Annotated in this window: 7 protein-coding genes; all 7 read right to left on the bottom strand. The window is 52.3% G+C overall.

Annotation, left to right across the window (positions count from 1 at the left end):
* Positions 1–4 precede the first annotated feature (4 nt).
* Positions 5–2,308: a CHASE2 domain-containing protein gene (locus L1X57_RS09260; RefSeq protein ID WP_083817083.1), complete on the bottom strand. Its 2,304-nt coding sequence runs from the start codon at positions 2,306–2,308 to the stop codon at positions 5–7.
* Positions 2,292–3,575 carry a FecR domain-containing protein gene (locus L1X57_RS09255; RefSeq protein ID WP_186004663.1) on the bottom strand — a complete coding sequence of 428 codons (1,284 nt, stop codon included), beginning with the start codon at positions 3,573–3,575 and terminating at the stop codon, positions 2,292–2,294. The genes L1X57_RS09260 and L1X57_RS09255 overlap by 17 nt, the downstream gene beginning before the upstream one ends.
* A 79-nt stretch (positions 3,576–3,654) precedes the next feature.
* A complete protein-coding gene (locus L1X57_RS09250; protein ID WP_009724783.1) occupies positions 3,655–4,572 on the bottom strand; it encodes an SH3 domain-containing protein in 918 nt (305 codons plus the stop codon).
* Between the two features lie 84 nt (positions 4,573–4,656).
* Entirely contained in the window at positions 4,657–4,986 is a 330-nt protein-coding gene (locus tag L1X57_RS09245; protein WP_009724784.1) for a DUF6447 family protein, read from the bottom strand.
* A 68-nt stretch (positions 4,987–5,054) separates the two neighbouring features.
* Positions 5,055–5,480, bottom strand: coding sequence for a hypothetical protein (locus tag L1X57_RS09240; RefSeq protein ID WP_009724785.1), 426 nt, complete (start codon positions 5,478–5,480; stop codon positions 5,055–5,057).
* A 96-nt stretch (positions 5,481–5,576) separates the two neighbouring features.
* Positions 5,577–6,410, bottom strand: a complete 834-nt coding sequence (locus L1X57_RS09235; protein ID WP_234668035.1) for an OmpA family protein — start codon at positions 6,408–6,410, stop codon at positions 5,577–5,579.
* Between the two features lie 11 nt (positions 6,411–6,421).
* Entirely contained in the window at positions 6,422–21,106 is a 14,685-nt protein-coding gene (locus tag L1X57_RS09230) for a YadA-like family protein (RefSeq protein WP_234668034.1), read from the bottom strand.
* Positions 21,107–21,168 lie beyond the last annotated feature (62 nt).

Here is a 21,168-nt window from a genome sequence, read left to right as displayed (position 1 = left end):
TAGGCTAAAGCTCACAAAAAGGAAGCTTCATTGTAAATTGACTGCCTCTACCGAACTCACTTTCACAGTAAATCTCACCGCCATGTTTAGCTGCTACCGTTTTAACTAATGCTAGCCCCAGCCCATGACCTTCCGCCACACCATCTTTATCACTGCGCCTAAAGTCATCAAAAATATCGTTAATCTCCTTAGACTCAATACCAACGCCATTATCAGAAACCTGAAGCACAACCCATTGATCCTGCCTGCACACATGAACATTAACTTCGCCACCAGAAAGCGTATACTTAACGGCATTTTCAATTAAATTAAACACCGCTCTTGCAAGATAGCTTTTATCGCCAACTATCGGAGCTCCGTCTTCATCTTTCAGCTCGCTGACTATTTTAACATTTTTCACTTTCGCAAGTGGATAAACTTGATCAAGAACTTCCATAACAACATCTTCAAACAGCACAAACTCTTTTTTCAAATCAAATGACTTAGCCCTCGTTAGATTAATAAAGTCATTAATCATCCCAAGCCCCATCGTAAGGCATTGCTCCAAATAGCTGTAAAAATCAGCTTGCGTTGCAGCCGATGCTGGATCTTTTTGGGCCTCTAGAAATGCTAACGCTCTCGCCTGGGGGGCTTTCATGTCATGTGATAAAAAACTAAGCATGCTAGATCGCTGCATTTCAGCCTCTACTTCACTTGTCAAGTCAACCAACCACACTAACCAGCCTCCAGCGGCACTATTGGTCGTTGTAGAAAGCTCTCCCATTTCCAGTCGATACGTACGTCCATCTCTGTCAGTACATAAGCCACCTATTTGAACGCCGTTGACATCAATGATTCCAGCTGGCTGGGGCGGCCATATTGTCGAAAAACCCTCTTTTTCTTCAAAGGTTAGAAAGGATGGCAAAGCATCAATGTGATCGATGGCAGGCTCACCTCCCTCCCAACAAATTGCCAATGCTTTCTTATTTGCCAACAGCACTTCACCCTTCTTATTTAGTATGAAGATAGGGAGTGGTAACGAGTGCATTGCATCTAATATAAACCGCCGTCCTTCCACAATTCGGCCTAACGCAAACTCAAGGGCTTGCGACTGCTGATACAGTTTCCCACCTTCACCTCGAATGTCATCAGGCTCCCTAAATGGCAAAATAGATGGCTCTTGATATAACAATTCCAGCTCGCGCTTGAACCAAGACAGTAATGCAGCCTGGCTCTGCCAAACAATTGCAATGAAGGCAATACCCAGTGCTATTAAGCTCGCAAAAGGGGGCCACCACCACCTAAAGTTCAGCGCTACTAAAGAAATGAATAACACCCCCACACCGAGCGATAGCACCACTAATAGCAAATAGCGGAACCTTAGCCACCAAGCCAATAGCATTAAGATAATAATAGGCAGACTTGCAAAAAACGCCCCTAGCCAGCTATCTACTTGGCGTATATACGTTTCATTTCGTAAGGCATCGAGCAAGTGTGCATGTACTTCAACACCTGGCATTAAACCTGAAGACAACAACGAAACATTGTAGCGATCGCCCAAACCAAGGGCAGTCATGCCTATTAAGACAGTGCGGTCTCTGAGCAAGGAGGCAGGTACATACCCCATTAATACATCGTGGTAAGAAACAGTTGGATATGAGCCAGCCGGACCGCGAAACGGTATTCTTATTGCCTCAGTTGGCCAATTTGATGTATCACGCTCTTCGGTTTTTTCTGCATCCGCAAGAAGGGTCATGAGCTGTGGCCATACATCATCACGACGTTCAATCAGCAACTCGATTGATCGAGCTACGCCATCAGTATCAAGCATCACATTGATATGCCCAACGCCCTTGGCGGCAGATAATAATGGAGGAGGAGGGATTAAGACATCTCGTACACTACCTTCCAATAAAGAGTCAGAAAGTAGTGCCATAGGCAGATAAGTGCTTCCATGGCGCTGCATAGCGTTGGCAAGCCGCTTATCTTCCTCAGGTTGGCGGCTCGGTTCAACCAATAGGACGTCCAAAACAATGGATTGCACACCCGCTGCGTTCAACTGATCAATCAGCTGTGTGTGAACATCTCTAGGCCAAGGCCAACGCCCCAATGCTTGCAGGCTGGGCTCATCGATCGCTACAACCAAAATATCGGCAGAAGGGGGCTCTGATTGCCTGGAAAGCCAAGCATCATAAAAAAAGTTATCAGACAGTAAGGGAGACAAACTATAAAGAAAAAAAGCAATGGGCAGTAACAAACTGCCCATTGCACACCATGTCATCACGAACCGCCGATGTAATGCTCTAGAAAGGCTACTGCCCTGTGTCATTTAGTGTTCCAGTATCGAGAACCACAGTCATGTCTGTACGTTCATCTAAGCTGACCACACGCCAGAATATCTCGTGACCTGGCAAATGGCTTACTTTTAAAGGACCATTATTTTGAGGCTCATAGTCTAATAAAACTTTCATAAATTCGCGGTCAGTTGCTAGCTGCAAGCGATAGGTCATTTGTGCTCGATGGAGCCACTCGAATATCCATGCACTTTCCTCCTGCTTAACGGACACTCGATTACCACGATGATGAATAACGAAAATGGCGCTATCACCTTCAATACCAAACTCATCTATAGCGGCTATTCGCAAATGGTAAAACCCCGGAGAAAGTGGTTCGAACTGTATCTGGCTGCCTTGAGAGCGTTGATCACGTATTATCGTTAGAAAGTTTGGATCACTCGCTATTTGTGCTCTATAAGCCTGTCCCTGCACAGGAGACAAAACATCTATTTGTATGGCCTCATTTGAAAGCGAAGTGATATCCACGTCCTCTGGTTGGCGCAAGAGGCGTACTACTTGAATACTCCCTGTTTCATCAATACGTGCCCCTTCACCCTCACTAACTGAGGCTTCTGAAGTACCCATTCGATTTTGAGCAGCGACACTCCCTTCATAAACCGACGTTATCAATGTTTCGTCTGCATAGCTTGCCCGAAAGTGAGTCCCCCGAACACCTAGGACACCCGTATTTGTTTCTATGTTGTATGCTCGCCTCAGCATGCGATTTGCAGGTACATAAGATTCTATCTCGCCATGTTCTAGTTGAAACGTGACTCCTCTCTCCCCTTCACGCTTTAGCACAATGCGTGAATTAGAAGGCACTACCGCCCTGGCACCATCACGCATTTGCAAAGTCAAAGCAGAGCCTACTCCGGTTTCAATAATAGATCCCAGCTCAATAATGTCACCATTCTCCAAAAGAGTTTCACCACCCTCTTCGATTAACCATGCTTCACCTGAACGGAACAGAACCGACAGCGGAAAGGGATCGAAATCACTGAGATCCACCATGGTATCGGGCTGAAGCTTGAAGGGGTCAGCTATCGCATTTAATTGTTGCAACGTGGGCCATTCGTCAGGAGTACCATAATAATATTCGGAAATGTCCCAAAGCGTATCGCCTGGCATCACTTGATGGTGTGTATCAGATGCGTAGGAAAGCCCCCAAGTCAGTAAAAACACACTTCCGAATACAACGCCTGAAAAACGTTGTAACAGCGACTTAGCTTTCAAGCTACTCCAGCTTTTTCTTTTATTCATAACGCCACCATCTTTGATACACATAGGCACGCTCGGTAATGTATTTGCTGTTCAAATAGCACTAATTTCTATTAAAAAATCACTCAATTAGTGTATTAGATATCCAACCTAAAGTGGGTGCATTGTCCTGTTGGAAATAGACTTGGCTCCATCCATCCATACTTCCCAGCACGTAAACGGCGGTGCCTCTTGTCAATGATGCAATACGGTCAAAATCCGTACTTGCTCCCGCACGAATATTAACGCGACTTCCGGCAATTTGTTTTTCTTCAAGATTAGGTAGGCTGGCATTAATATTTTCTTGCGCTAAATCATTGCCACCTTGAGCAGCCATAACGAACCAAAAAACCGCCCAGGCATGATTACGATCAACTCCATGTCCTCTAGCATGCATGGCACCAAGATTATTTTGCGCGAACGGGTCATTCTGCTTCGCAGCACGCTCATACCACTCAAACGCACGAGTATAGCTTTGCTCTACTCCACGACCTGTTTCGTAAAGGCTACCGATATTGTTTTGTGCTGCCACATGCCCTTGCTCAGCGGCCAACTCAAACCATCTCGCCGCAAGCTCAGCGTTTTCATCAACGCCCTGCCCTTCCAAATACAATAAGCCTAGTTGAAATTGTGCCGCAGCATTGCCTGATTCGGCAGCCCGCTCAAACCACTGCGCAGCTAATCCTGAATCACCTTCAAGACGTTCAAGAAGATAAAGCTCAGCCAACCTAACCTGGGCGTCTGCAAGCCCATTATCCGCCGCAAGTCGATACCATTTATAGGCTTCATCTAAGCTGGCACTAACCCCTTGGCCGCGCTCGAACATCATTCCCAGTGCAAACTGAGAGTCTGAATTACCTCGTTCTGCTGCCGTGCGCCACTCATGGATAGCGGAGGCATAATGGCCACGCTGATATTCACCAAGCCCAGCCTCGTAATCCGCACTGGCTAGCGTGCTAATCCCGACAATAATAAGGCTCAACCAGGGTAGCATCCTCATATTTAAGCCTTCCTCCACAAAAGCCCGATAGACTTTCGTCTACCGGGCGTTCAACAATATTAAGCAATCTCACAGCTTGCGAGATTACTTCACTGGCGTTACCGACTTCGTCACTTCTGCCAGTATACGGGCATAAGTATTGCGGGCTGTTTGCGTAATCGCCAGTTGATCTTGTAAACGCTGTAGCTCTTGGTCTGTGACTCGTAGATTTTGCAGCTGCTCTCGCCCCTGCTGTCCCAGACTTTCAAGCGTGTACTCTTTACCGTCTATCGTGACAGTTGGCTGCGTTGCTTGTTCGCCAACGGCAACCGCCGACTCACTCTCATTAGCAGTTACTTCTTTTTCGCTTTGATTGGCTTCACTTTTACTAGCGGCTCTGCTTTTTGCCGGGCCTGTCGTGCGCTGTTTGCTCATAAGGAACCACCTCCTAAATCAATGTGAATTGAATATTGAATAATAAGAATAATTATTTAAATATGCGGTTAAGAATCTTCTTCAACCGATTCTTCCTCAACCGGCTCTTCTTCAACCGCTTCAATAGCATCAGCATCTTCAGCTGGCGTACCGATACGCTCATGGGTCAGCACACAAAGCACACCCGTGCGTGTATGCTGAATTTCAAAGTTTGTATCGCAGTAAAGAGCCATCGTGTTCAACACACGGTTTTCAAGTATTAGCGGGTTTTGCAAGTCACTTTCGTTGATGGCCAAACGCGCCAGGAACATACCACCTTCAGGACACCCTAGCGCTTGTTCATCACTTGCTGCTACACACACTGAGCTTTGATCCACAGTGTTCTTAGATGGTTGCTCCTGCTGTTCTGCCATTACGCCCATGCTAAATATAGACAGACCAACTGCCACCGCGACTGCCGCTACGAACGTAGTGATATAGCCAACATACTTCATTATTCAACTTCCTAAGTTTAGGTTTTCAAAAGCAGGGATAGTGTTGTACCCCCACCGTTAATAGTTACCTTTAGTACCAGTTCGCTATATAAGCAACTAACGAGCCGTCTCAGTAACCGTAATTTCCACTCGCCTATTTGGCCTCAAACACTCAGTCACACTTGGCGTTGCACTTCTTCCTGGGCACTCTACAACAGGGTCTGCCATACCACGTCCAGCCGTCATAATGCTCGATCGACTAATCCCCTGATTAGCCATACGGGCACCTACCGTTTCAGCACGAGAGTTGGATAACGCTAGGTTATACGCCTCGCTACCAAAGCGATCTGTATAACCAATGATCAACACACTTGGGCTCACGAAGTCACTTGCGATCGTTTGAGTCACTTGATCAACAGCACGACGTCCCTCTAGCGTCAACGTATCACTATCGAAATCAAATAATACATCGCCTGATAGCGTCAGCTTCTCTTCACGCGGCTCAGCAGCGATCTCTTCCACTTCGATTGGCACTAGTAGCGCAGGACACTGCGCATCCCGCCAGCGAGTGCTTTCTAACGCCATATCATCGTCATAGTGCACTTGGTATTGGCAAGTAATGTACTCATTTCCATTGCCTGTATAGAGATTGAAAACATAGTTCCACTCTCGAACACCAAAGAACCCTTCCGTGAAGTGAGGGTTACCGATTAACTGGCGTACTTGATCTTTTGTTTGGCTTTCCCGAATACGCAAAATGTTTTCAGGGTCAACAAACTGTCCGCCGTCGTACCAGTTGCCCGCTAGCGCCGGAAAGCCATCTCCGGCGTCGCGCAATTCGGTACGGTCGTTGTTGGGCGGGCTAGCACAGCCCGCTAAAACGAGAACGGCGGCTATACTGGCGGCCCCAAGGGCCGCCTTTGTCATCATGCGATTGCTACGGTTGTTCACGTCGCTCTCCTTTACCAGTGCCAGCCAGCGCCAATACCTGCGCCGAAGTTGCTTTGCGAGTCGCCCGTCACCTTACCTTGGATAACCCAGCGGCCATTGTCTGAGAGGCGCGATACACCCACAGAGACCGCAGATTCGCCACCGTAGGTACCTGCCCCCACACCTACCATGCTCTTACCAGGCATCCAGGCTTGCGGCACCGTAGAGGCGGCGATCGCGCTAGCAGAACCGGCGTTAGCATTACGTTCAACGCTGTCGATACGGCCATGCACGTTGATAATCTCGTTCTCAAAACGACGACCGAGGTCATTCAACTGCCCCACGTTGGCAGCATCGTTGGCATTAATACCTGGCGCCACATTGGTGATGGTGGTGCCTTCATCGCCTTTCAGCGTGATAGTGCTGTAGTCCACATTGCCGTCTTCATCGCGATCGTAGTTCACCGCACCACGCTGTACCGCATCCAACTGACGAACGTTAACCGCGTCGGTGTCTTGGGTACCGCCTGCCACGTTGGTGATCTGACGCTCATTTCCTTCACTACCCACAGAAACAGCGCCCTGTGTGGAAGCAACGGATTCGTTGGAGAAGCGCTCACGCTCACCGTTCATGCCTTCACGGTCAGCAACGGAATCCGCACCAAGTGCAACACTGCCTTCGGCATTGGCCTGTGCTCCAGCCCCCGAGGCAACGCTACGGTCGCCTGCAGCAACGCTGCTTGACCCCATGGCGATGCTGTCGGCCCCTTGCGGGTCTGCGACAGGGCCTTCACTGTTGGCTCGGAAGTACTTGGAACCACCCTGCTCAATGTCAGTGATTTGGTTCTGCACATCCCATAGCTGGCTGCCGTTCACCGCATCCGAGCTGTTTTGCGCAATATCACCGGGTGCCACATTGGTGATCTTCGTACCGCCATCGCCTTCCAACGTAATCGTGTTGTAGTCAACACTGCCGTCGTCGCTGCGGTCATATTTCACTGCGCGATCATCCAGGTCAGCCAAGTCGTTGGTGATATTACTGATATCACCTTCAACATTGGTAACGCGGTTGTCTAGTGCGCCGACCGCCTGGTTGGTGGCATACAGCTGGCTTCCGTTAATAGCATCCGTGCTCTCAGCCGACACTCGGCCTGCCGCTACATTGGTCACCGTACGTTCAGCACCGACGCTGCCAACGCTGACAGTGGCTACCGGAGAGGCGCCCGCAAACTGGTACGTTTGGCCTGCAATCTCTATCGAAGCAGTGCTTACCGCCTCAGCGGTGCGAGCACCTTCACCTAGTGCTACGCTGCCTTGATGCGATGCAATGGCGTCGTAACCCATGGCTAACGCGCGATCAGCCGAGGCGACGGCTTCGTAGCCAACAGCGGTCGAACCTTGCCCTTGAGCAAAGGCATCGCTCACTGCTAAGCCGCTGTCGTTGGTGCGCACGTAGCGGATGCCACGGCCGTTATTGGTCACATATTCGTTGCTTATATCACCAGTAACGTTAGTGACAATGCTTTCCAACTGGTAAAGCTGAGAGCCGTTAATAGCATCTTTGCTATCAGCCGATACCGAACCATCAGCCACATTGGTGATTTTGTTATCACCCATGTCGATTCCATCGCCGCTGATGACCGGACCATCTTCACCTACAGCAATGCTATTACCGATCTTGAGATCGTCGTTCAGCGCCAGTTCAAGCGTCTGCTCATCGGTAAGCTTGGTGATGATGTTACTGGTACCTTCCTCATCAGCCTCGCCTACGATGTCCAGACGGTCACCCAAACGGCGTTCGGTGTCCTCACCTTCGTTAGCACCAAACGTCAGCGGATTGTTTGCAATCAACTGATCACCAGCACCGTCAACATAATCCTTGTTGACGATGTGAGTGCCTTCGGTGATATCACCGGTGTAAGTGACGTTGCCATCATTGTTCGCGAAGAAGTTATCGCCCAGCTTAGTCTCACCAGTCACAGTAAGATTGTTGCTGGAGATACGAGCGCCATTGATGGTGGTGTCGCCAAGGGTAATGCCTTCGTTGCTAATAAACGTATCACCTAGTGTGATGCTTTCCAGATCTGTCAGATTCTTCGCCATCACTAAGTTCAGTTGTTTACTATCGCTGTCGATGCGCAGGTTAGCGCCTGTTGCATCAGCATCTTCCGCCAGTTCACCAGAGATAGTCAGTGTTTCGCGCAGTCGCTTAGCGACTTTTTCTCCAGTATCGCCTGCGAAATAAATCGGGCGATCACCCAGTTCATCGATACCGCCGTCCACATAGTCTTTGTTGACAATGTGGTTGCCTTCAGTGATGTCGCCGGTGTAAGTGACGTTGCCTTCGTTAGTCACAATGAAGTTGTCGCCCAGACGGGTTTCGCCTGCCACCGTGAGGTTTTCATTCACCGTCATATTGTTGGTGGTGATGCTGTCACCATCAATGAAGGTGTCGCCCACGGTGATGCTGTTGCCGATCTTGAGGTCGTCATTCAACGCCAGCTCAAGCGTTTCCTCATCCGTTAGCTTGGTGATGATGTTGCTGTTACCTTCCTCATCAGCCTCGCCTACGATGTCCAAGCGGTCACCCAGGCGGCGATCAGTGTCGTCACCTTCGTTAGCACCAAAGGTCAGCGGCGTGTCGCCCAGCTCAGTCACTGAGTTATCCACGTAGCTCTTGTTGGTGATGTGGTTGCCTTCGGTGATATCACCGTCGTATGTGACGTTACCTTCGTTGGTTACGAAGAAGTTGTCGCCCAGCTGCGTGGTGCCTTCCACCGTCAGGTTTTCGTTGATGGTGGTGTTACCCGCTACCGTTAGGTTCTCGTTCAGGAACGTGTCGCCCTCAACGGTTAGGTTCTCGTTCACCGTCATGTTGTTGGTAGTGACGCTGTCACCATCAATGAAGGTGTCGCCCACGGTGATGCTGTTGCCGATCTTAAGATCGTCGTTCAGCGCCAGTTCGAGGGTTTCTTCATCCGTGATCTTGGTGATGATGTTGCTATCACCTTCCGCACCTTCCTCGCCTACGATGTCCAGGCGGTCACCCAGGCGGCGATCGGTGTCGTCACCCTCGTTAGCACCAAACGTTAGCGGCGTGTCGCCCAGCTCGGTCACTGAGTTATCCACGTAGCTCTTGTTGGTGATGTGGTTATCTTCCGTCACCGGGCCGTCGTAGAACGCTTCGTTGTTCACGATTGAGAAGCTGTCACCCAGGTAGGTGTCACCTTCAACCGTCAAGTTTTCGTTGATGGTGGTGTTACCCGCTACCGTTAGGTTCTCGTTCAGGAACGTGTCGCCTTCAACGGTCAGGGTCTCATTCACCGTGACGTTATTGGTGGTGACTTGGTTACCGTCGATCAGCGTTTCGTTGATCGTCAGGCTGCCATCTTCACCCAGGTCGATGTTCTCGGCCAGTTGGATGTTGAGCGTGTCTTCACCATCGGCCACGACACCGATGTTACCTTCAGTCAGACCACCTTCAGCACCACCTTTAACGTTGGTGGTTTCACCCAAGCGACGCTCGAACGGTGTACCACTGTCGCCTGCAAAGGTCAGCGGCGTATCGCCCAACTCAGTGACGCTGTTGTCAACGTAGCTCTTGTTGGTGATGTGGTCGCCTTCGGTGATGTCGCCGGTGTAAGTGACATTACCTTCGTTGTTGACGAAGAAGTTGTCACCCAGGCGGGTCTCGCCCTCAACGGTTAGGTTCTCGTTCACCGTCATGTTGTTGGTAGTGACGCTGTCACCATCAATGAAGGTGTCGCCCACGGTGATGCTGTTGCCGATCTTAAGATCGTCATTCAACGCCAGCTCAAGCGTTTCTTCATCCGTGATCTTGGTGATGATGTTGCTATCACCTTCCGCACCTTCCTCGCCTACGATGTCCAGGCGGTCACCTAGGCGGCGATCAGTGTCGTCACCTTCGTTAGCACCAAACGTTAGCGGCGTGTCGCCCAGCTCGGTCACTGAGTTATCCACGTAGCTCTTGTTGGTGATGTGGTTATCTTCCGTCACCGGGCCGTCGTAGAACGCTTCGTTGTTCACGATTGAGAAGCTGTCACCCAGGTAGGTGTCACCTTCAACCGTCAGGTTTTCGTTGATGGTGGTGTTACCCGCTACCGTTAGGTTCTCGTTCAGGAACGTGTCGCCTTCAACAGTCAGAGTCTCATTCACCGTGACGTTATTGGTGGTGACTTGGTTACCGTCGATCAGCGTTTCGTTGATCGTCAGGCTGCCGTCTTCACCCAGGTCGATGTTCTCGGCCAGTTGGATGTTGAGCGTGTCTTCACCATCCGCCACCACGCCGATGTTGCCTTCGGTCAAGCCGCCTTCAGAACCACCTTTCACGTTGGTCTGCTCACCCAGGCGACGCTCGAATGACTCGCCGCTGTCGCCAGCGAAGGTCAGCGGCGTATCGCCCAACTCGGTCACGCTGTTGTCAACGTAGTCCTTGTTGGTGATGTGGTCGCCTTCGGTGATGTCGCCGGTGTAAGTGACGTTACCTTCGTTGTTGACGAAGAAGTTGTCACCCAGGCGGGTCTCGCCTTGTACCGTCAGGTTCTCGTTCACCGTCATGTTGTTGGTGGTGACGCTGTCACCATCAATGAAGGTGTCGCCCACGGTGATGCTGTTGCCGATCTTAAGATCGTCATTCAGCGCCAGTTCGAGGGTTTCTTCATCCGTGATCTTGGTGATGATGTTGCTATCACCTTCCGCATCTTCCTCGCCTACGATGTCCAGGCGGTCACCCAGGCGGCGATCAGTGTCGTCACCTTCGTTAGCACCAAACGTTAGCGGCGTGTCGCCCAGCTCGGTCACTGAGTTATCCACGTAGCTCTTGTTGGTGATGTGGTTATCTTCCGTCACCGGGCCGTCGTAGAACGCTTCGTTGTTCACGATTGAGAAGCTGTCACCCAGGTAGGTGTCACCTTCAACCGTCAGGTTTTCGTTGATGGTGGTGTTACCCGCTACCGTTAGGTTCTCGTTCAGGAACGTGTCGCCTTCAACAGTCAGAGTCTCATTCACCGTGACGTTATTGGTGGTGACTTGGTTACCGTCGATCAGCGTTTCGTTGATCGTCAGGCTGCCGTCTTCACCCAGGTCGATGTTCTCGGCCAGCTGGATGTTGAGCGTGTCTTCACCATCGGCCACGACACCGATGTTACCTTCAGTCAGACCACCTTCAGCACCACCTTTAACGTTGGTGGTTTCACCCAAGCGACGCTCGAACGGTGTACCACTGTCGCCTGCAAAGGTCAGCGGCGTATCGCCCAACTCAGTGACGCTGTTGTCAACGTAGCTCTTGTTGGTGATGTGGTCGCCTTCGGTGATGTCGCCGGTGTAAGTGACATTACCTTCGTTGTTGACGAAGAAGTTGTCACCCAGGCGGGTCTCGCCTTGTACCGTCAGGTTCTCGTTCACCGTCATGTTGTTGGTGGTGACGCTGTCACCATCAATGAAGGTGTCGCCCACGGTGATGCTGTTGCCGATCTTAAGATCGTCATTCAGCGCCAGTTCGAGGGTTTCTTCATCCGTGATCTTGGTGATGATGTTGCTATCACCTTCCGCATCTTCCTCGCCTACGATGTCCAGGCGGTCACCCAGGCGGCGATCAGTGTCGTCACCTTCGTTAGCACCAAACGTTAGCGGCGTGTCGCCCAGCTCGGTCACTGAGTTATCCACGTAGCTCTTGTTGGTGATGTGGTTATCTTCCGTCACCGGGCCGTCGTAGAACGCTTCGTTGTTCACGATTGAGAAGCTGTCACCCAGGTAGGTGTCACCTTCAACCGTCAAGTTTTCGTTGATGGTGGTGTTACCACCAATGATAGTGTCACCTGCAATATTGGTATCACCCGCAACGTTAAGGTTCTCAGTCACGTCGACATTGGTGAACTCGACATCGTCTGCCGTCGCGACAGTGATATCTTTGCCGTCACGCGTGATGGCGATGTTCTTGCCATCGAGCATCTGAACGGTGTCACCTGGCGCTACGTTGGTTGCAACGTCGCCGTTGGTCTGAACGTTCCAGCCCTTGTTCGCCACGTCGCTGACGTCAGTCAACTGATCCAGGTTCACCGCGTGGTCGCCTTCGGTACCGGCTGCCACGTTGGTGATCTGGTTGCCACCCATGTCAACGGTCGTGCCCGCCAGCAAGGTCAGGCTGTCACCAATGGTGGTGCCGCCGTTCAGGGTGGTGGGGCCGTTAACCGTGAGCGAGTCATTAACCGTGACATTGTTGATGTCCAGATCATCGCTCATGGCGATTTCCAGAGTCTGCTCATCCGTCAGCGTGGTGCTGAGGTTGGCGTTGCTGGTGACGACGTCTAGACGCTCACCCAGCTTACGATCAGTCGTAGTGCCAGCATCGTCGCCAAACGTCAGCGGGTTGTTGTCGATCAGGTCGTCGCCCGCCTGAGTGACATACTTCTTGTTGACTACTTGGTAGTCGTTAGTGATCTGGTCAGGCTCAACGTTGTAGATCGCTTCGTTATTAACGACCGAGAAGTTATCACCCAGGAAGGTATCGCCCTTCACCGTGGTGTCGCCTTCAATGGTCGTGTTGCCCGCGATCGTCGTGTTACCACCAATCGCAGTATCACCCGCAACGTTAAGGTTCTCAGTCACGTCAACATTGGTGAACTCGACATCGTCTGCCGTCGCGACAGTGATATCTTTGCCATCACGTGTGATGGCGATGTTCTTACCATCGATCATCTGAACGGTGTCACCTGGCGCTACGTTGGTTGCAACGTCGCCGTTGGTCTGAACGTTCCAGCCCTTGTTCGCCACGTCGCTGACGTTCGTCAGCTGGTCAACGTTAACCGCATCCGTACCGTCAACACCTGGTGCGACGTTGGTGATGGTGGTGTTACCTGCATCAATGCCTGTATTAGTGATGCTCGGGCCACCAGCGATGGTCAGGCCATCGTTGTTAACGGTGGTATCGCCCATGACAACGCTGCCGTTCAGGCCCAGGTCAACGTTTTCAGCCAGCTTGATATTCAGAGTGTCAGTGCCGTCAGCGACCACACCAATGTTGCCATCGGTCAATGTGCCGATGCTGCCACCTTTGACATTAGCGGTTTCACCCAGCTTGCGATCAAACTGAGTACCGCTGTCACCCATAAAGGTCAGCGGCGTGTCGCCCAGCGCGGTCACGCTGTTATCTACATACTTCTTGTTGGTGACCTGGTAATCATTGGTGATCTGATCGGGCTCAACGTTGTAGATCGCTTCGTTATTAACGACCGAGAAGTTATCACCCAGGAAGGTATCGCCCTTCACCGTGGTGTCGCCTTCGATGGTCGTGTTGCCCGCAACGTTAAGGTTCTCAGTCACGTCAACATTGGTGAATTCGACATCGTCTGCCGTCGCGACAGTGATATCTTTGCCGTCACGTGTGATGGCGATGTTCTTACCATCGATCATCTGAACGGTGTCACCTGGCGCTACGTTGGTTGCAACGTCGCCGTTGGCTTGAACGTTCCAGCCCTTGTTTGCCACGTCGCTGACGTTCGTCAGCTGGTCAACGTTAACCGCATCCGTACCGTCAACACCTGGTGCGACGTTGGTGATGGTGGTGTTACCTGCATCAATGCCTGTATTAGTGATGCTCGGGCCACCAGCGATGGTCAGGCCGTCGTTGTTAACGGTGGTGTCGCCCATGACGACGCTGCCATTCAGGCCCAGGTCAACGTTTTCAGCCAGCTTGATATTCAGAGTGTCAGTGCCGTCAGCGACCACACCAATGTTGCCATCGGTCAATGTGCCGGTGTTACCGCCTTTAACGTTGGCGGTTTCACCCAGCTTGCGATCAAACTGAGTACCGCTGTCACCCATAAACGTCAGCGGCGTGTCGCCCAGCGCGGTCACGCTGTTATCTACGTACTTCTTGTTGGTGACTTGGTAGTCATTGATGATCTGGTCAGGCTCAACGTTGTAGATCGCTTCGTTATTAACGACCGAGAAGTTGTCACCCAGGAAGGTATCGCCCTTCACCGTGGTGTCGCCTTCGATGGTCGTGTTGCCCGCAACGTTAAGGTTCTCAGTCACGTCGACATTGGTGAACTCGACATCGTCTGCCGTCGCTACGGTGATATCCTTGCCGTCACGCGTGATGGCGATGTTCTTACCATCGATCATCTGAACGGTGTCACCTGGCGCTACGTTGGTTGCAACGTCGCCGTTGGTCTGAACGTTCCAGCCCTTGTTCGCCACGTCGCTGACGTCAGTCAACTGATCCAGGTTCACCGCGTGGTCGCCTTCGGTACCGGCTGCCACGTTGGTGATCTGGTTGCCACCCATGTCAACGGTCGTGCCCGCCAGCAAGGTCAGGCTGTCACCAATGGTGGTGCCGCCGTTCAGGGTGGTGGGGCCGTTAACCGTGAGCGAGTCATTAACCGTGACATTGTTGACGTCCAGATCATCGCTCATGGCGATTTCCAGAGTCTGCTCATCCGTCAGCGTGGTGCTGAGGTTGGCGTTGCTGGTGACGACGTCTAGACGCTCACCCAGCTTACGATCCGTCGTAGTGCCAGCATCGTCGCCAAACGTCAGCGGCGTGTCGCCCAGCGCGGTCACGCTGTTATCTACGTACTTCTTGTTGGTGACTTGGTAGTCATTGATGATCTGGTCAGGCTCAACGTTGTAGATCGCTTCGTTATTAACGACCGAGAAGTTGTCACCAAGGAAGGTATCGCCCTTCACCGTGGTGTCGCCTTCGATGGTCGTGTTGCCCGCAACGTTAAGGTTCTCAGTCACGTCGACATTGGTGAACTCGACATCGTCTGCCGTCGCGACAGTGATATCCTTGCCGTCACGTGTGATGGCGATGTTCTTACCATCGATCATCTGAACGGTGTCACCTGGCGCTACGTTGGTTGCAACGTCGCCGTTAGCTTGAACGTTCCAACCGGTGTTAGCCACTTCATTTACTGCTTTCAACTGGCTGACGTTGACCGCATCGGTATCTGTCGCACCAGCTGCAACGTTGGTGATGCGACGCTCATTACCGGCAGAACCAACAGAAACTTCGCTAGCCGCCGAGGGTGCTGCAACGGCAATCGGATTGCCATTAATATCCAGCGGCTGATAAGCCGCCGTGCCCAGCGTGCTACCATCGGCGACAGAACCTGCGCCCAAGGCCACACTGTTTTCCGCCGTTGCTTCCGAGGAAGCCCCCATTGCCAGAGAGAAATCTCCCGAAGCCTTCGAGTTACTGCCATAAGCAGCAGCGTAGTCACCATTCGCCCTAGAGAAGAAACCTGTAGCAGTGCCGTTTTCTCCCGACGTTTCAGTTTGCCTCCCGACTGAAACGCCTCGATAACCACTCGAACTAGAGGAACCAACCGCTACCGAATCTTCGCCAGCTGCCATTGAAAGCTGCCCCAAGGCAACACTCGCTAGACCTGATGCTTTTGCGTTTGAGCCAATCGCAGAAGAGCCTAAGCCTGAAGCATTCGCTCTAGTGCCAATAGCAGTTGCGCTAATGCCAGTCGCCGCGGCGAAGCCGCCCAAGGACGTAGTGCCAGGCGCTGACGCCAAAGCATTTGCACCGACAGCCGTCGCACGATTACTACCCGTTGCCTGTGTATTGAAACCAATCGCGGTGTTTTCTAACCCTGTAGCGACAGCCTTCACGCCAGCGGCCATTGCATTTACACCAGTGGCGCCATCGTTTTCGTAGTTACCTTGAATAGTGCCGCCATCGTTAACGCTGTAGTAGTGCGTTTCTTTACCGTCGACATAGTCCTTGTTGACGATGTTATTGCCATCAATGATGTCGCCGGTGTAGCTGACGTTACCTTCGTTGTTAACGACGAAGTTATCGCCCAGCTTAGTTTCACCAGACACGGTGAGGTTGTTGGTAGTGATGCTGTCGCCATTGACGATAGTGTCACCAACTGTCAGGCCGTCGTTGTTAACGGTGGTGTCGCCCATGACGACGCTGCCGTTCAGGCCCAGGTCAACGTTTTCAGCCAGCTTGATATTCAGAGTGTCAGTGCCGTCAGCGACCACACCAATGTTGCCATCGGTCAATGTGCCGATGCTGCCACCTTTAACGTTGGCAGTTTCACCCAGCTTGCGATCAAACTGAGTACCACTGTCACCCATAAAGGTCAGCGGCGTGTCGCCCAGCGCGGTCACGCTGTTATCTACGTACTTCTTGTTGGTGACCTGGTAATCATTGGTGATCTGGTCAGGTTCAACGTTATAGATCGCTTCGTTATTAACGACCGAGAAGTTGTCACCCAGGAAGGTGTCGCCCTTCACCGTGGTGTCGCCCTGGATAGTGGTATTGCCGCCGATATTGGTATCGCCCGCCACATCCAACTGATTAGTCACATTGACGTTAGTGAAATCAGGCGAATCTGTCATTTGCAGATTGATGGCACCCGTTAGCGGGTCAGTGACCGTTTTCAGGTTTGCACCGGTGTAGGCACCGCCAGAGGTTGCCTCACCCTGAATCGCTAGTGTTTGACCGAGGTCACGATGAACATCAGCGCCTTCATTGCCTGCAAAGTCCAGACCTTCGGTCGTCAGATCCGAAGTGACTTGGCTTAACTGGTCCTCAGACGCAGCCTGGCCAGAGGTGAAGTTGTTCGGGTCGAAGGTTTTGTTGGTCAGGCCGCCAATGGTGCCGCTATTACCATCAATAGTGACAGGATTGGTCGAGCCAATATTGACAACATCCGCCAGCCCAAGCTGTACACCATCCGCCGTGGTGGTAGAGGTAACGTTGGGATCACCCTTAACATTAATGGTGTCGCCTAGCGCGTAGTTGTTGGCCGTCGCACCGTCACCAAAGTTGATGCCTTTACCAATCTCGGTGGTGTTGTTCGTGATATTGGTAGTGTTGTTATCAACATTGGTATTCGTCGCAAACAGCTGGCTACCGTTAACCGCATCAGACGAGGTATTGCTGATCTCACCATCTGCCACGTTGGTAATCTTGTCGCCGCCCACATCCAGGCCATCAACCGTGCTGGTAATGACGGTATTGTTGGTGGCGTCGCCGATTGTTACCTGATTGAACTCGACGTTATCAGAGGTGGCCACTTTGATGATCTGGTCACCATCGCGGGTAATATCGATGTTTTTGCCATCAATAAACTGGACGGTCTCGCCCGGCGCAACGTTATCGGCCACTTCCGCATTAACCTGAACATCCCAGCCAGCGCCAGCCAAGTTATTGACCGATTTTAGCTGGGCGACGTTAACCGCATCGCCATCCTTTGTGCCCGCAGCTACACGAGTGATTTGACGGCTGCCGATATCTACCGAGCCACGGGTAGCAATGGTATCCAGAATAGCCTGCTCATCAGCAGCGTCAGCCCCTGCTGGAACAAAACCAGCAACGCCTGCGCCAACCGTAGAAAGCGAACCTGAACCCAGCGCAACACCTTGCTCAACCCTAGCCAGTGCTCCGTTACCAAGTGCAACAGCGTTCTGCGCCGTTGCCTCTGACGATCTGCCGATAGAAATAGCGAAGTCTTGAGTCGCCTTAGCCAGCTGACCTATGGCAATACTGCTATTGGGCCCACTAGCGACTGCTTCGCGCCCGATTGCCATAGCCTCGAACCCGATAGCTTGAGCTCCGTCACCAACCGCAAGGGCGTGATCTTTCGTTGCACTAGCATTGGTACCAGCTGCCAGAGATTTCCAACCCGTGGCACCGTCGTTGTTGAAGTTACCTTCAGGGGTACCATCATCCTGAACACTGTAATAGTTAACACCACTTTCAGCCGCCATGGTTTCCACGGCCTTCAGCTGAGAGACGTTAACTGCATCATCATCCTGAGTACCAGCTGCAACGCTGGTGATCTGGCGACTGCCCACATCAACAGCGCCACGAACGGCAGCTGTATCCAGGATCGCTTGCTCTTGTGCCGCATCTGCGGTGGCCGGAATGTAACCATTTACACCTGGACCAACGGTTGAAATGGAACCAGAACCTAACGCGACGCCGTCATCCACTAACACTTCCGTGTTGGCACCCAGCGCGGTAGCACCTGAACGGTTCGCTAGGGCATTTTTACCCAACGCAGCACCAGAAACGTCAAATGTTTCTGGGTTCTCATTTGGATCATTGTCTTCACGCCATGTTGCCTGAGCACCATCACCAAACGCCGCACCGCCATTAGCAGCTCGCGCCACAGCACCCTGAGCGACAGAACCTGCCGCCCAGGCATCACGACCGATGGCCAGGGCATCTACACCAGTGGCTCGAGCATTAGTACCTACGGCAATTGCATCATCAACAGACGCAAGACTTTCGGTACCAATCGCAATAGCTCGCTCACCAGTTGCGTTCGCCTTAAAACCGTTAGCAACGCCATAATCTCCAGCATTGGCTCTGTTACCAAAGGCATTACCATACTCACTGGCATCTGCTCGAATCCCTATTGCAAGCGAGCCGAGCTGCATTGCACGGGCGTCATACCCCATTGCGACAGCACCCAATCCATCAGCAATAGCCGGTGCCTCAGCAGCCGGTGAAATAGCGATGGAAGCATTACCGGTAGCCTGCGCACCACCACCGATGGCGGTACCCGAGTTAGTGGTACTGCCAACGACCTTGCCTGCAACAGCATCAAACCCAACAGCGGTGCCATTAACAGCGCGCGAACCCGCACCTACTGCTACGGTGGGCATTGGATCGCCAACTTTATAGCCATTTGGATTAGAGGTGCCTGACAATGCGACAGAGGTGAGCGCAATATTCCTTGACAGCGCCCCATCACCTACCGCAACCGAACGAACACCCTCGGCTCTGGCACTGGTACCTAGCGCGCTAGACCGATTACCGGTAGCCGTTGCATTGTAGCCATAGGCAGACGATACATTGCCGCTGGCCGTGGAGTACTCACCAAAGGCCTGACCGCCGTTGCTGGCATTAGCACCGGTACCTACCGCCCACGAGCCAGTAGCAACCGCGCCACGGCCGATGGCACCAGTATCAACACCTGATGCTAAACTATCTTTACCAATCGCAATTGCATTGGTGGCTGAAGCCTCAGCATTGGTACCCATTGCAACGGTGTTTTCAACCGTTGCTTGTGACTGCTTACCTAAAGCAATGGCGCCATTAGCACTGGCAACTGCATCGCTACCTGATGCCCAAGCATTCTCAGCACTCGCTTTAGCACCACTACCTACCGCTGTACTACGGGATCCACCGGCTTCAGAAAATTCACCTAGCGCTATGCTGTAATCGCCATCGGCTTCAGCAAAATTACCCACACTGGAGGCACTCACACCGTTAGCTTTAGCAATATTACCTAGCGCTAAACTGTAATCGCCATTGGCTTGAGCTCCATTGCCCAGACTAGATGCCTGTACACCATTAGCCTCAGCAAAATTACCTACAGCAAGACCATAGTTAGCTCTTGCCTTTGCATTATTACCAAAGGCCGCGGCATCTTCGCCCACCGCTTCGGCACCAAAGCCCACCGCGAGAGCAGACATAGGGTTACCGGAACCGTCCACACCGCCTTCGGCGTATGCTTCATCCCCAATGGCGATATCGCCAGCCTTAGCTGCTTCCGCAGCCCCAATGGCAACGGAACGATTCCCCGTTGCCTTTGCATCACCACCGAGTGCGCTCCCCCCCTTTCCGAGGGCCTTTGCACCATACCCAAACGCCATAGCCGCTTCGGCTGCTTCCGCTCGAATACCAATAGCAAGCGAACCCAGCTCATTTGCCCGGGTGTCATACCCCACTGCAATAGCACCCAATCCATCAGCTATGGCAGGTGCATAAGCAGCGGGCGAAATAGCAATGGAGGTGTTGCCGGTGGCCTGTGCACCAGCACCAAGGGCCGTGCCGGTGTTAATTAAACCATCCCCATTTCCAGATTCACGTCCAGCGACCGCATCATGGCCGATAGCAGTCCCTGAATTCGCCGTTGCACCCGCCCCCACCGCCGTGGTCGGCAAATAATCACCCACCTCGTAACCATTTGGATTACTGGTAGGGGCATCGTACAACGCCTGGGTTGTTACACGTATAGACTCTGCCACCGCGCCATCGCCCATGGCGAGAGAGCCTACACCTTTAGCTTTTGCCTCCGGCCCAAGTGCGACAGAGCGAACCTCCGAAGCAGTTGCATTCGTTCCCAACGCCATAGCCCAATTGGCTGACGCAACTGTTGGGCGATTGCCAACGGTGCCGATGGCAATGGAACGGTGCCCCCTCGCGACAGAACCACCACCAATAGCAGTACCCACACTGCTAGTCCCATCACTGTTCGATCCACCCGCTGCAGCACGATGACCTATGGCAACACCACCTGTCGCGGAGGATGCACGCCCAATAGCAACGCCGCTCTGCACATCAGGATTGGGAGGAAAAACAAGGTCAACGCCAGTCGCTTCAGCACCCCAGCCAATAGCGATCAAACCGTCACCACAGGCTTTCGCCCCAGAGCCAATGCCAATACGGGTGTTATTAAACCCCTGATTGGCACAGCTATCTGCATTCATTAACGCATCAGCCTGCACTGGAGAAACCAGCGTTATTGAGCCAACGGCGAGTGCCACTGCGGCGACCACGGGGCGCAGCAGAGCGGGAATATTTGAGGCGACTTCCGGTGCCGGCAGTTGGCCGACCACCCCTTGCCGTGTGGCCGCTTTATCGCGGCTGCGTGCCGCTTCAGATGTCACCACCAACCGACCAAGCGTACGGTTCCAGATTAGGCGAAATACGTTATTCATTTACTGAGAACTCCACTAACCATTCAGATGAGGAGGCGATTTCGCCTCGCACAGTTTTTCCC

Source organism: Halomonas sp. TD01, assembly GCF_923868895.1.
In the GTDB taxonomy this organism is placed as follows: Bacteria; Pseudomonadota; Gammaproteobacteria; order Pseudomonadales; family Halomonadaceae; genus Vreelandella.
Note: the sequence above shows the minus strand (reverse complement) of the source record. Positions and strands in the feature narration are given on the sequence as shown.

Excerpts from the sequence above, each read along its gene's own strand:
- L1X57_RS09230 (WP_234668034.1), bottom strand. The coding sequence starts at position 21,106 with ATGAATAACGTATTTCGCCTAATCTGGAACCGTACGCTTGGTCGGTTG.
- L1X57_RS09255 (WP_186004663.1), bottom strand. The coding sequence starts at position 3,575 with ATGAATAAAAGAAAAAGCTGGAGTAGCTTGAAAGCTAAGTCGCTGTTA.
- L1X57_RS09260 (WP_083817083.1), bottom strand. The coding sequence starts at position 2,308 with ATGACACAGGGCAGTAGCCTTTCTAGAGCATTACATCGGCGGTTCGTG.
- L1X57_RS09240 (WP_009724785.1), bottom strand. The coding sequence starts at position 5,480 with ATGAAGTATGTTGGCTATATCACTACGTTCGTAGCGGCAGTCGCGGTG.
- L1X57_RS09250 (WP_009724783.1), bottom strand. The coding sequence starts at position 4,572 with ATGAGGATGCTACCCTGGTTGAGCCTTATTATTGTCGGGATTAGCACG.
- L1X57_RS09245 (WP_009724784.1), bottom strand. The coding sequence starts at position 4,986 with ATGAGCAAACAGCGCACGACAGGCCCGGCAAAAAGCAGAGCCGCTAGT.